The following is a 13112-nucleotide window of genomic DNA, read 5'->3' on the forward strand; positions in this document are numbered from 1 at the left end:
TTTACACGTCCATTTCACTAGCGATATCAAAAGTGTAGGTACCGATTCTGGCATTTCTCACTTCATGTATAACTAAATCAATAACCGCTTCATAATCGACTTCATTACCACGTCTTAATAATCCGCGACGACGCCCTATAGCATCAAACCACTCTAGGTTCTCTGCGTCGATTGGCACATCAACTTTGTAATGTTCTTTTAACCCTTCATAGTCATGTGCTTTCATAAATTCTAAGCCATAAATTGCTACTTCATCTAAATGCACGATACTATCTTTGATAGCCCCAGTGATACTTAATTTCTTACCAACTAATTGGTCTTCAAATTTAGGCCATAAGATACCTGGTGTATCTAACAATTGTAATGATTTCCCTACTTTAATCCATTGTTGTTGTTTCGTTACACCTGGTGTATTACCAGTTTTAGTAACAGATTTATTTGCTAATTTATTAATTAATGTTGATTTTCCAACGTTAGGAATGCCAACGATCATTGCTCTAATCGCACGTGGTTTTAATCCTTTTTGCTTTTCTTTCTCGAATTTCTCTGTTGTTGCTTTTATTGCTGCTTGCTCTACGAGTTTTAAACCCTTGCCGTGTTTTGCATCAATTGCAACAGGGTAAAAGCCTTTGCCTTTAAAATAATTTTCCCATTTTACTAGCTCTTTTAAATTTGCCATATCTTTTTTATTTAAAATAACCACACGTGGTTTTTGTTGTATTACTTCATCAATCATTGGATTTCTTGAACTATATGGGATACGTGCATCTACAAGTTCAAACACTACATCTACTTTCTTTAACTCCTCGGATACTTCTCTTTTTGCTTTAGCCATATGGCCTGGATACCATTGAATTACCATATACATCACCTTTCTCTATTTACGCTCTATTTAATTAAAAGTTTTAATTATATACTTATGCTTTAATTTCGTTTTCTATTCTTTGACTTTAAAATCATAACACGTCACGTATAACGATATAAATAAAATAATGTCATTATTATCTCATTAACTTTAATTTTACAACATTATTTAGTAATATACTTCAAATTATTTTAGACACCACGTTTAAATCTCTAAAAACGATTAAAATTCGACTGTTTTTTATTTAACCTGTTTAACTTTTAAAACGCTTAAGACTTAATGAATTATATTTTTCTAAATAAATAATAGTTATTTTTATCTAAATTCATAAAATATCGTTACAATGGAATTATATTTATTACATATACAGGAGTCGTTTATGAAGCGTAAATTTTTGTACACATGTTTATTCTTATTACTGGCTGTTATTGGACACAGTTATGTTATTTATAGATTTATCCATGATGGCGTTTTATTTACAGGGCCTAATGATGGTATGGAACAAATGGTGCCAATTCAAATGTATTTATTTGATAATTGGAGTCATGGCAATTGGTTTTATGCTTCTGACTTTGGTCTGGGCGGAGACTTTTTCACTGACTTAAGTTATTACTTTTCAACAAATATTATATTTATTTTGAACGTCATTATTGTTGTCTTACTTAAAATAGTCATCCCAATGGATACCTCTGACGTGATGTTTTGGATGACAAATGCCTTAGTCGTTTCTATAATTAAATCTGCTATAGCAATGATAGCAACATTTATCTATGTTCACTATATTTCACACAATCGCAAAGTGGCTGTATTAGCATCATTTATTTTTGTAATGTCACCACTTTATTTTAGGTTCACTGTTTATTGGCCATTTTTTAGTGATGTTTTTATATGGTTACCATTATTACTATGGTCAATCGAACGCTTCTTAAAAAGTGGTAAACCAGGTTTCTTTATTATTATCGTAACTATTTCTTTAATTAATAATTTTTATTTTGCCTATTATCAATTATTAACAGGACTTTTATATTTCATAGCTCGAATGATTTTCAAACATAAAAATGATCTCGTAACTAGATTCAATGCATTTATGACATTATGTATTTCAGCATTAATTGCATTAGGTTGTAGTTTGTTTTTCTTTTTCCCAGCAATACAAAGTTACTTTAATAATAGACGCATCCCTTTTAATGGAGATGTAGACTTATTTGAACCTTTTAACCAAAACACAAATATATTTTACGACAATTATTTAATCGTCATACTTTTCTTAACACTTCAAGCATTGCTATCATTCAAGTTATATAAGCATTTTTATTTCAAATTATTCTCGATTTTTACGTTGATTTCAATTTGTGCTAGTTTTCTACCATTTGTGGATCAAGTATTTAATGGCTTTTCAGCACCACAAAAACGCTGGCACTACCTCATCGCTTTTAATTCGGCTATTTTAATAGGACTTTATGTAAAATATTTTAGAACCTTATCTTTAAAAACGTACATATTATCTTCTTTAGTCTCTTTAGGTTTTGTCTTTGCAAGTGCTTGGCAATATGACAAGTTTGTTTCGTGGCTATGGTATATGCCTATAGTCAGTATGATTGGTTTACTCATACTTTTCGTTAAAGAACCTAAAATAAGAACCAAATTAACACATTTCTTTATATTGTCTATTATGATACTTTCTGTTTTAGTGTCTGTCGTTTTTATACGCAACCAAATTTATTTTGATGATCATGTTCAACGCGCAAATAGCTATTATGTAAATGCAAGTCTCTTTGACACGCCACTTCAGCAACAGTTAGTTTCTGATATGAAAAAAGGAAAATCTGAAGATGAGCGCATTGATTGGCGCGTTAATGAGCAAGATAATACACCGATGTATCAACATTTTAAAGGAATGAGTCTTTATTCAAGTATTTTTGACCACAATATACTTGATTATTATTACGATGATTTGAAAATCAACATGAAAGAAGAATCTGTAAGTAGATACCAATCAACGAATAGCAGACAAAACATTAATAGTTTATTATCTGTTCGTTATTTAATGTTAAAAGATTACCAAAATAACGTGCCTGCACATTTCAAAAAAGTTAAAAAAGATGGACAATACCAAATCTATGAAAACACTTTAAACTTGCCTTCAGTGCGTGTTTCAGATCAAGTCTTTGATGCACAAAAGCTTAAAGAACCTATAGATAGGGAACATGCAATGATTGATGGAATAATTTTAAATAATGAGGGTAAAACATACACAGATAAAGCTGAAAACTTATTAAATCAAACCGAAATTACCTATCAAAACATAAATCGTAAAGCAGACAAAAAAATATATATTCCTAACAATAATAAACAGGGGCAAGTACAAATCCATGTTCCAGAAAACATTAGATCACAATATAAAGATTTTTACGTGACGCTAAAAGTTAAACGAGGCAAACCTGACAGCAATTTTTCCGTAAATATAAACGGTTATTCGAACAACCGTTTATTCAACAACTCTACTTATCGTACTGGGGTTGACACACAACTTTATAGAACACAACCAGATGAAAATGGTAATATAAACATTGCACTTAGCCCTAGTGGTAATTATGAATTTGAATTACAAAGTTTACATGGAGAAAATTATAAAAAGCTTGAAACCGCACATAGCAAACAGGACAATGTGGGTCATTATCAAGATATTAAAAATGGCATTAGAGTAACATTAGGTCGCCATAAGAAAGGCATTGCTTCTATTAATATTCCTTATAGAAAAGGTATGACTGCATACGTGGATGGTAAAAAAGTAAAACCTTTAAAAGTAAATTATATGATGACAGGTGTGCCTGTAAATAAGGATAGCAGTGAAATTACAATTAAATACAGACCACAATACTGGTATACTATGATCGCAGTTTCAGTCATAAGTTTCATCTTGAGTGTGATTTGGTGCATTCACAAAAATAAAAAACCACAGCGCAATTCAAATTAATATTTAAAAGGAGTTTGTCAGAGATGAGGTATGACTATGTTTCGTAATCTTTGGGCCCACAAAGTTACAAGATTTATTTGTATCGTTGCGCTAGGTATAGGCGTTGCTTTACTAACATTCACACCATATATCTTTCGTTATTTAACTGAAGGTATCGTTTTTAGTGGGAGTGGTGATGGCTATAGGCAAATGATGCCATTTCAAATGTATTTGTATGAACATTTTAGCCAATTCAAAAGTTTTTATGATCATTCATTTGGATTAGGTGGCGATTATGTAAAAGATTTAGCTTATTATTATGCTACTTCTCCATTTACTTTGGTTAATTTTATTTTTGTTTGGCTATCAGAAGTGTTATTTAATAGTAATCCAAGTAACATAACATATTGGGCAAGTAACCAACTGATTGTTGCTTTTGTTAAAGGTGTAGTAACGTTCGTACTAGCCTTTTACTATTTTAGATATATAAAATTTAAAAACCATGCTGTTTTTCTGGCTTCTATGTTATATGGGGCCTCAACAGTAGTAATTTATTTTAATTTTACCTGGTCATATTATGGAGATTTGCTTATTTTTCTTCCACTCTCCTTATTGGCTATTGAACGATTTTATAGAGAAAAGAAAATAGGTCTATTTATTTTTGCTGTAGCTCTAACTTTATTTTCAAATTTCTATTTTAGTTATTATGAATCTCTTGTACTCTTTGCATATTACTTTTATAGATTAGTGTTCCCCCACCCGAGTGATATCGTAACTCGCAAGCAAAAATTATGGATTATTCCTGTAGCAATAGTATTAAGTACACTAGTCAGTATTTGGGGATTCTATACTGGGGTTACTTCGTTTTTCAACAATGATCGAGTAAGTAATCCACATTTTAAAATAGATATGTTTACAGATTTCGCACGACAAAAACACTTTTTTAGCAACGGCTTTTATATCACTGTTTCAATTATCGCTATGGTAGCATTGCTATCATTTAAGTTATATAGACATTATTATTATAGGTTTTTTGCAATTATGACTTGGATTATGTTAGTTGGTTCATTGACACCCTATTTTGATAGTATGTTTAATGGTTTTTCGACACCCGAACGCAGATGGGTTTACATATTTGCTTTCGCCACTGCAGCATTAATCGCGTTATTTATTCAACACATTTCAGAATTAAAACTCAAGTCTTATATCTTAGCATGTGTACCCGCCTTGCTGATTATGTCAATCATGACAATTATAGTTGAGAAAGAAAAAATGACTTGGATGCTCGCTTGTCTCATTATTATGATCTTTATTGGAATACTTTTATTTAAAAGGTCACTACTGAAAAAACGTTGGCCATTAGCCGTATTATTAGTATTATTTATCGTTCAACAAAGTATGATTCTTTCTAATCATCACTTTAATAATGTGAGGAACTATGAATCCACAAAATCAGCTATGCATGCTTCAAAATACAAAAGTCCTGCTTTATCCAAGAAAATATCTGAAATCAATCAACAGCATAATGACGATCCACTGAGTAGAATTGATTATATGTCGCAATATGGTCTTAATTCACCAATGATCTATCATTTTAATGGTATTTCTTTATATTCAAGTATTTTTGATGGTGACATATTAAAATATTATGATCAGACATTACAAATTAATATGCATACTGATAAAAATAGTACTTATCGATTATTATCAAACAGAGCGAATTTAATGGCATTATGGAACGTTAATGATCGTATACGTCGACCAGATGATTCGAATATGTCTTTCGGTTTTGAACCTAAAGATACGATTCATCATTCAAAACAAGAGTCATTTATTCATTCAACAAACGAAATTAAATATCCAAGTGCTCATATAACCAACAAGGTGTATGATTCAAAAGATCTTAAATCACCGCTTGATAAAGAACAAGCAATGTTGCAAGGTGTCGTGCTCAACGATAAAGATGCTAAACCTAACAGCCAATTTAAGGCTAATGAGAATTTATTGGGCAAAACCTCTACCTCATTAAATAATGCACATAGGGATAAAGACGGAAAGCTTATAGTGACAAAAGACAAAGGTGGCATAACTTACACCCTGCCATCCTCCATTGCAAATAAATACAAAGATATGTATATAGAAATGGATGTTGAACTATTAAGCCCTGACAAGCAACATGACGTCGGTGTGAACGAATACAATCAAGGTCGTAATGAATTGACTTATAAATATCGCCGGTTTGTCACGCCTGTTACAATGCGTGTAAAAGCAGATGAAAAACTACAAGTTAAATTGTCACAGGGTAAATATCGTTTTAATATTAAAGGCATTTACGGTGAAAACTATGAAACTTTAAATAAAGCATCTAAACAGTTAGATAATGTACAAGTGTCTGAACAACGTTCTGGTTATACAATTAAAAAGAACAAAAATGACGAAGGCTATCTTGTCTTACCAATGGCATATCGTGATGGTATGAAGGCGTATGCCAATGATAAAACACTCCCTGTAAAACAAGGCAATGGCATTATGACCGTAATTCCAGTTGAAAAAGGACAAGAAAAAATCGAACTCAAGTATATGCCACCCCATACAACTATCTTGGTCGTTTTAAGTATTCTAGGTATTATATTGAGTATTGGATTCACGAAATGGATTAAACCAAAGAATTAAGCACGATAAAGGGAATGAAACAGAAATCTAACTTTTCTAACAAGATTTCGTCGTCTCACCCCGGCAAAGCTGACTGTAAAGTTGAATACAAGGGCTGAAGCACTTGCATAAGAACTACTTGTCTTCAAAAATGAAGTAGTAGTTCTTTAAAAGCTTGATATAAACGCATTTTCAGTCCAGTCAGCCACTGCCAATATAATAATTGAGGCTGAGACATGTACTTTGTCTCAACCTCTTTAATGAGCTACTTAGATTTGCTAGAAACGTCGACTAAAATTGTGTTTCTAGCAGGACAACCTAATGCAGCTCATGTTATATATGTATCAAAAAAAGCGACTCCCATTGGGAATCGCTTTTTTATGTCTAATTTGCTGATTAACGAATTTCTTTAATTCTAGCAGCTTTACCACGTAATTCACGTAGGTAGTATAATTTAGCACGACGTACTTTACCACGGCGTTTAACTTCAATTTTTTCGATTTTTGGAGTGTGTAATGGGAATGTACGTTCCACACCAACACCTGAAGATATTTTACGTACAGTGAAAGATTCTGAAACTCCTCCACCACGGCGTTTAATAACTACACCTTCGAATAATTGGATACGTTCGCGAGTACCTTCAACAATACGTACGTGAACTTTTAAAGTGTCACCTGGACGGAATGAAGGTATATCTGTGCGTAATTGCGATTGAGTTACTGCTTCGATTAATTTGTGATTACTCATTATTTTTCTCTCCTTCAACCTATGTTCTTGCCTAGACAAAATATAGCAGCGGACCATAGTGATTTTCGTGTGTCGCACACTTAAAATATATTAGCATATTACTAGTCTTTTTTCAATTGCTTTTTATATCTTTCTATAATTTCTTGGTCTTTTTTAGTCAACGGATACTGTTCTAATAAATCCGGTCGTTTTTCCCATGTTCTTAAAATTTTCTGTTCATGACGCCAGTGATCAATGTGTGCATGGTTACCTGATAATAAAACGTCTGGTACATTCAAATCCTTATATATACGTGGTCGTGTATATTGTGGAAACTCTAGTAAACCATCTTGAAAGGAATCATCCATGTGAGATTGTTGATTACCTAAAACACCAGGTAAAAGTCTAACTACCGCATCTGTCATTACCATCGCTGGTAGCTCGCCACCAGTCAATACATAGTCCCCCATTGAAATTTCGTCAGTGACTAAATGTTCACGGATTCTTTCATCATAGCCTTCATAATGCCCGCAAATAAATACTAAGTGTTCTGCCTGACTAAGTTCATTAGCAATTGCTTGAGTAAATGGGCGACCTTGAGGACACATTAAAATGACCCTTGTGTCTTCTGTTCGCTCAATACTATCCATTGCATTGAATATTGGTTCCGGCTTTAACACCATCCCCTGACCGCCTCCAAATGGGTAGTCATCCACTTGATTATGTTTGTTTTCAGCAAAATGTCTAAAATCCACTGTATTTACTTGTAACAAATCTTTTTCTTGAGCGCGTTTTAAAATAGATTGATTTAAAACACCTTCAAACATACCAGGAAATAATGTTAAATAGTCGATTCTCATTAATCTAATAATCCTTCCATAGGCGTGATTTGTATACGTCTACCTTCTACATCAATTTCTTTGACCACGTCCGCGATATAAGGAATGAGGTATTCTTTGTCGCCTTTGACTACCCACACATCGTTTGCACCTGTTTCAAATATCTCAATCACACGACCAATTGGAGTATCTTCATTAAAAACGGTACAGCCAATGATATCTGAATAATAAAATTCGTGTTCTCCAAGCTCTATTTCTTCATGATCACGTTCTTGTAAAAGTGTTTCACCTTTTAAGTGCTCGATATCATTAATGTTATTGATACCTTCAAACGTAAGCATATGCAGTCCTTTATGCATACGATATGAAGCAATTTTAAATTCAAGTGGTGCTTTATCTTTACGTGCTATTTCAACTATTTCCCCAGGTTGAAAACGTTTATCTGTAAAATCAGAATTAGATTTTATTTTTACTTCGCCTTTAATACCATGTGTATTTACAATTTTTCCAACTTCAACTTTCATATATGTGCCTCCGATAAATGTATCTTATAAGTGTTGTGTAATTTTTATGTATTATTTAATTATTATAACATGTATAAATCTAACATAGTAATACATTCCTCACTAGAAAATTTTCTTATTCTCAACTATTTTAAAGCACTGATTATAATATTTCTCATTAAAAAAAGAGCACCTAAAACGGTACTCTTACAAATACTATATTTGTTTAATAAGTTTAAAACTTATTTTTGGTCGTCGAATTTTTTCAAAATACCTTCTCTTGATAAGATATTGTGAACTGTATCAGTCGGTTTAGCACCGTCTTTTAACCATTTAAGCGCTAATTCTTCGTCGATTTTAACTTCTGGTGCTTTCACATTAGATGGGTTGTAAGTACCGATTTGTTCGATATTACGACCGTCACGTGGTGCACGAGCATCTGCAACTACGATACGATAGAATGGATTTCTTTTTGAGCCTAAACGTGTTAAACGAATTTTAACTGCCATTTATATTCTCTCCTTTTAATTTCATAAGTATTTATTTTCTACAAGAAATAATGATACCAGTTCTTCTGATATTTGTAAAGAGGTTATCCTTTACCAATTTTAAAAAAACTTTTTTTCATCAATTACCTTGTAAACTACGTGCTTTTGTCAATTTCCTCTTTTCATGCATTTTATACAACTATGATATACCTCACCTTATTTTAAGTCTCTTGACATCTATATTTAAAAACTATACATTGAGACTAAATTAAATAAGCGCATGCACTAGGGGTGTTTTTAACTGAGATGAGTACAACTCAAACCCTTTGAACCTGATCTAGCTGAAACTAGCGGAGGAAAGTGTGAAAGATTTTATATCATATATTCAAGGGGCAATCTTGTCTTTTTGCAATATCACTATTTTATCATTTCTAATACACAACTTTCTATAGTGAGGGTTGTGTATTTTTTAATTTGAATTTTTTAAAATTTTAGGAGTGAAAGTTATGAAAAAAACTGTTTTAGTAACTGGTAGTAGTAGAGGTTTAGGTGCAACGATTGCAAAAACATTATCGCAACAAGGGTATAATATTATAATCAATTATTACAAAAATAAATCGTTAGCAGAAGATCTTGTTTCTGATATCGGCTCAGATTGTGCAATTGCTATTCAAGCTGATGTCACAAATAGAGATGATATTGATCGCTTAATTGAACAGGCCACTCAATATTTCGGAAAAATTGATGTCGTAATTAACAATGCACTCGTAGGTTTTAAATTTGATCCTACACAGCAAAAATCATTTAAAGATTTAACGTGGGTTGATTACCAACAACAAATAGATGGTACTTTAAAAGCTGCCTTCAATGTAACACAAAGTGTCATGCCTCAATTTTTAGAAAGACAGCAAGGTACTATTATTTCTATCGGTACAAATTTATATCAAAATCCTGTTGTACCTTATCATGAATATACAACTGCAAAAGCTGGATTAATTGGTTTTACTCGTAATATTGCTGCTGAACTTGGTCAATTTGGTATTAGAGCCAACGTGGTGTCAGGAGGCCTCTTAAAAACAACTGATGCAAGTGCTACAACGACGCCTGAAGTATTTGACATGATTGCACAAACAACACCGCTTAAGCGTGTGACTTCACCACAAGACATTGCAAACATGGTTGCATACTTAGCTTCTGAACAAGCAAACGGTATAACTGGACAAAATTTCACTGTTGATGGTGGCTTAACGATGAATTAAAAAATTATAATTAGGAGGTGCTTTCTATGTCTGATAAAAATCAAAAACAACTTAATATTGGCGTTTTACTATATGCTTGTGGTCATCACCAAGCTGCGTGGCTAATGCCGAATTCTAGTGTGAATCGTATTGGTGAAATTACTTATTATCAGGAATTAGCTCAACTTGCTGAAAAAGGACTATTCGACGCAGTATTTTTCGCTGATAATCAATCTTTTCCTGCAAAATCTTCTACTGATATGCCAGCATTTTGGTTCGATCCTATCGTCAGTTTATCTGCTATTGCTCATGTGACAACACACATTGGACTTGTCGCAACAATTTCAAGTACGTTCTCAAACCCTTTTACTGCATCTAGACAATTGCTCAGTCTAGATCATGTATCACATGGACGTATAGGTTGGAATCTTGTCACCTCTATGACAGATTTAGAAGCCTTAAATCACAGTATGGAAATGCTCCCTGATCATAATGAACGTTATGAAATTGCTGCTGAATTTGCAAAAGTGATGAATCAGTTATTCACATCTTGGGATAACGAACATTTTCTACATGATCGAAAGAACAAAAAAATTATTAATGATGATTACATTAATGCTATTAATCATCATGGTAAACATTTCAAAGTTAAAGGACCATCAACAACACCAAGCAGTCCACAAGGTCGTCCAGTAGCTATGCAAGCTGGCGCATCTTCACAAGGTATTGCTTTGGCAACTCAATATGCAGATGCAGTGTATTCAGTATCCTGGAACTTTAAACAAGCACAAGCTTTTCGAGAAAAGCTTGATCAACAATTACAATTATCACAAAACAGTAATAGATATATCAAAATTTTTCCGGGTCTAGTTACATATGTCGCTGAAACTTACGAAAAAGCCTATGCTAAGAAAGAAAAATTAGACAAAGCCTTACCTGTGGAAACTGCATTAAAACAATTAAGTTTCTTTATTCAACAAGATTGTCAAAACTGGGCGTTAGATGAACCCGTGCCTCCCCTACCTCCTGTAGAAGATTTCACAGGACCAGTTGGACGTTACGAAACAATATTGGAAATCATTCGTGATACTCGTCCAACTGTACGAGAACTACTTGGTTACTTAAATGCTGGTGGTGGGCATTTCACATTGATTGGCACTCCTGAAGCTATCGTAGATCAAATGGAGTACTGGTTACTAAGTGGTGTAGCCGATGGTTTTAATTTGATGCCTCCTGTCTTTCCAGATAGTTTAGAGGATTTCGTAACATTGATTGTGCCAGAATTACAAAAAAGAAATTTATTCAGAACAACTTATAATGGTCATACTTTCCGTGATCATTTGGGGTTAGAAAAATTTTAATCATTCTACAAATAATATAGTTGACGAAAAAACCAGAACAACGATTTGGTTACAAGTCGTTGTTCTGGTTTTTTTATTTATAGTTATACAAAATTTATGATTTTAGAATGGTAAATTCATACCGTTCATCATGTTTTCCATTTGTTTGCGTTTGCCTTTTTTGCCTTTGCCGCCACCGGAAAATTGTTTCATCATTTTTTTCATATCAGTGAATTGTTTCATTAATCTATTGATTTCTTGCACTGAACGTCCTGAACCTTTAGCAATACGTTTTTTACGAGAAACATTTAAAGTCTCAGGTTTGTTACGCTCATTAGGTGTCATTGATTGAATAATGGCTTTAATATGATCAATTTGTTTATCATCCATATTCATATTTTCAATGCCTTTCATTTTGTTCATGCCAGGAATCATTTTCATAATGTCATCAAGTGGCCCTAGACTTTTAACTTGGTCTAATTGTTCTAGGAAATCTTCCAATGTAAACGAAGATGTACGCATTTTCTTTTCTAAGTCTTTTGCTTTATCTTCATCCACATCTGTTTGTGCTTTTTCAATTAAACTCAATACATCTCCCATACCTAATATACGAGATGCCATACGTTCAGGATGGAATGCTTCTAACCCATCTAGTTTCTCACTCATACCTACAAATTTAATCGGTTTTTGAGTAACTGATCTGATTGAAAGTGCAGCACCACCACGTGTATCACCGTCTAATTTTGTTAATGTTACGCCAGATACTTCTAATTGAGAATCAAAAGATTCTGCAACATTCACAGCATCTTGACCAGTCATTGCATCGACAACTAACATAATTTCATCTGGTTTCGTAATTTCTTTTACATCGCTTAATTCTTGCATTAACGCTTCATCAACGTGTAAACGACCAGCAGTATCAATAATAACAAAATCTAAATGCGCTTCTTTTGCATGTGCGATTGCATTTTCAACGATTTGTTGTGGCTTAACTTGATCGCCTTCACTATAAACTGGAATGTCGATTTGTTTACCTACTGTTTGCAATTGATCAATTGCCGCAGGACGATAAATATCTGCTGCTACTAATAATGGTTTTTTATTATATTGTTTACGCATTAATAATGCTAATTTACCAGCAGTGGTAGTCTTACCAGCACCTTGTAAACCAACCATCATCACTACAGTTGGCGGCTTGTTAGCCATTTTAATCGTAGCATTTTCCCCTCCCATAAGTTGGGTAAGTTCTTCTTGTACAATTTTGATGACTTGTTGCCCAGGTGTTAATGATTTCATAACATCTGAACCTAAAGCTCTATCTGATACAGTCTTGACAAATTCCTTTACCACTTTAAAGTTAACATCGGCTTCTAATAATGCTAATCTTACTTCACGCATCATCAATTTAATATCTGCTTCAGTAACTTTACCTTTGCCACGGATTTTTTGCATCGTTCCTTGCAGACGATCGGATAATCCTTCAAATGCCATATCAAATACCCTCC

The 13112-nt window shown here is 33.2% G+C and carries 10 protein-coding genes and 1 riboswitch; of the genes, 4 read left to right on the forward strand and 6 right to left on the reverse strand.

All coding sequences use genetic code 11. The features are described 5' to 3' along the window. Position 1 precedes the first annotated feature (1 nt). Positions 2-862 carry a ribosome biogenesis GTPase YlqF gene (gene ylqF, locus AST02_RS04750; RefSeq protein WP_002507869.1) on the reverse strand — a complete coding sequence of 287 codons (861 nt, stop codon included), beginning with the start codon at positions 860-862 and terminating at the stop codon, positions 2-4. Between the two features lie 382 nt (positions 863-1244). Between ylqF and AST02_RS04755 the strand changes: the two genes are divergently transcribed. Further along, entirely contained in the window at positions 1245-3842 is a 2598-nt protein-coding gene (locus tag AST02_RS04755; RefSeq protein ID WP_069816052.1) for a YfhO family protein, read from the forward strand. Positions 3843-3878: 36 nt separating this feature from the next. Further along, positions 3879-6494: a YfhO family protein gene (locus AST02_RS04760; protein ID WP_069816054.1), complete on the forward strand. Its 2616-nt coding sequence runs from the start codon at positions 3879-3881 to the stop codon at positions 6492-6494. Positions 6495-6869: 375 nt separating this feature from the next. On the opposite strand, the gene rplS is transcribed toward AST02_RS04760, so the two are convergent. From rplS to rpsP, 4 genes are all read right to left on the reverse strand, one after another. Further along, positions 6870-7220 carry a 50S ribosomal protein L19 gene (gene rplS, locus AST02_RS04765; RefSeq protein WP_002507872.1) on the reverse strand — a complete coding sequence of 117 codons (351 nt, stop codon included), beginning with the start codon at positions 7218-7220 and terminating at the stop codon, positions 6870-6872. Positions 7221-7321: 101 nt separating this feature from the next. Continuing rightward, a complete protein-coding gene (trmD, locus tag AST02_RS04770) occupies positions 7322-8059 on the reverse strand; it encodes a tRNA (guanosine(37)-N1)-methyltransferase TrmD (RefSeq protein WP_069816057.1) in 738 nt (245 codons plus the stop codon). Next, positions 8059-8562, reverse strand: a complete 504-nt coding sequence (rimM, locus tag AST02_RS04775; protein ID WP_069816059.1) for a ribosome maturation factor RimM — start codon at positions 8560-8562, stop codon at positions 8059-8061. Before rimM ends, trmD begins: the two co-directional genes overlap by 1 nt. Before the next feature lie 221 nt (positions 8563-8783). Beyond that, positions 8784-9050, reverse strand: coding sequence for a 30S ribosomal protein S16 (gene rpsP / locus AST02_RS04780; RefSeq protein WP_069816061.1), 267 nt, complete (start codon positions 9048-9050; stop codon positions 8784-8786). 256 nt (positions 9051-9306) lie between these two features. Further along, positions 9307-9405, forward strand: a riboswitch (TPP riboswitch). Positions 9406-9535: 130 nt separating this feature from the next. Between rpsP and AST02_RS04785 the strand changes: the two genes are divergently transcribed. Both AST02_RS04785 and AST02_RS04790 read left to right on the forward strand, forming a co-directional pair. Next, positions 9536-10288 (forward strand): 3-oxoacyl-ACP reductase, encoded by a 753-nt coding sequence (locus tag AST02_RS04785; RefSeq protein ID WP_069816063.1) that lies wholly within the window; start codon positions 9536-9538, stop codon positions 10286-10288. Between the two features lie 26 nt (positions 10289-10314). Next, on the forward strand, positions 10315-11628 hold the full coding sequence (locus tag AST02_RS04790) for an NtaA/DmoA family FMN-dependent monooxygenase (RefSeq protein WP_069816065.1): 1314 nt from the start codon (positions 10315-10317) through the stop codon (positions 11626-11628). Positions 11629-11730: 102 nt separating this feature from the next. Here AST02_RS04790 and ffh read toward each other — a convergent pair whose 3' ends face one another. Further along, positions 11731-13098, reverse strand: coding sequence for a signal recognition particle protein (gene ffh / locus AST02_RS04795; RefSeq protein ID WP_069816067.1), 1368 nt, complete (start codon positions 13096-13098; stop codon positions 11731-11733). Between the last annotated feature and the right edge of the window lie 14 nt (positions 13099-13112).

The organism is Staphylococcus equorum, assembly GCF_001747895.1.
Classification (GTDB): domain Bacteria; phylum Bacillota; class Bacilli; order Staphylococcales; family Staphylococcaceae; genus Staphylococcus; species Staphylococcus equorum_A.

Excerpts from the sequence above, each read along its gene's own strand:
- ffh (WP_069816067.1), bottom strand. The coding sequence starts at position 13,098 with ATGGCATTTGAAGGATTATCCGATCGTCTGCAAGGAACGATGCAAAAA.
- AST02_RS04790 (WP_069816065.1), top strand. The coding sequence starts at position 10,315 with ATGTCTGATAAAAATCAAAAACAACTTAATATTGGCGTTTTACTATAT.
- AST02_RS04785 (WP_069816063.1), top strand. The coding sequence starts at position 9,536 with ATGAAAAAAACTGTTTTAGTAACTGGTAGTAGTAGAGGTTTAGGTGCA.
- ylqF (WP_002507869.1), bottom strand. The coding sequence starts at position 862 with ATGGTAATTCAATGGTATCCAGGCCATATGGCTAAAGCAAAAAGAGAA.
- rimM (WP_069816059.1), bottom strand. The coding sequence starts at position 8,562 with ATGAAAGTTGAAGTTGGAAAAATTGTAAATACACATGGTATTAAAGGC.
- trmD (WP_069816057.1), bottom strand. The coding sequence starts at position 8,059 with ATGAGAATCGACTATTTAACATTATTTCCTGGTATGTTTGAAGGTGTT.
- rpsP (WP_069816061.1), bottom strand. The coding sequence starts at position 9,050 with ATGGCAGTTAAAATTCGTTTAACACGTTTAGGCTCAAAAAGAAATCCA.
- AST02_RS04760 (WP_069816054.1), top strand. The coding sequence starts at position 3,879 with ATGTTTCGTAATCTTTGGGCCCACAAAGTTACAAGATTTATTTGTATC.
- rplS (WP_002507872.1), bottom strand. The coding sequence starts at position 7,220 with ATGAGTAATCACAAATTAATCGAAGCAGTAACTCAATCGCAATTACGC.
- AST02_RS04755 (WP_069816052.1), top strand. The coding sequence starts at position 1,245 with ATGAAGCGTAAATTTTTGTACACATGTTTATTCTTATTACTGGCTGTT.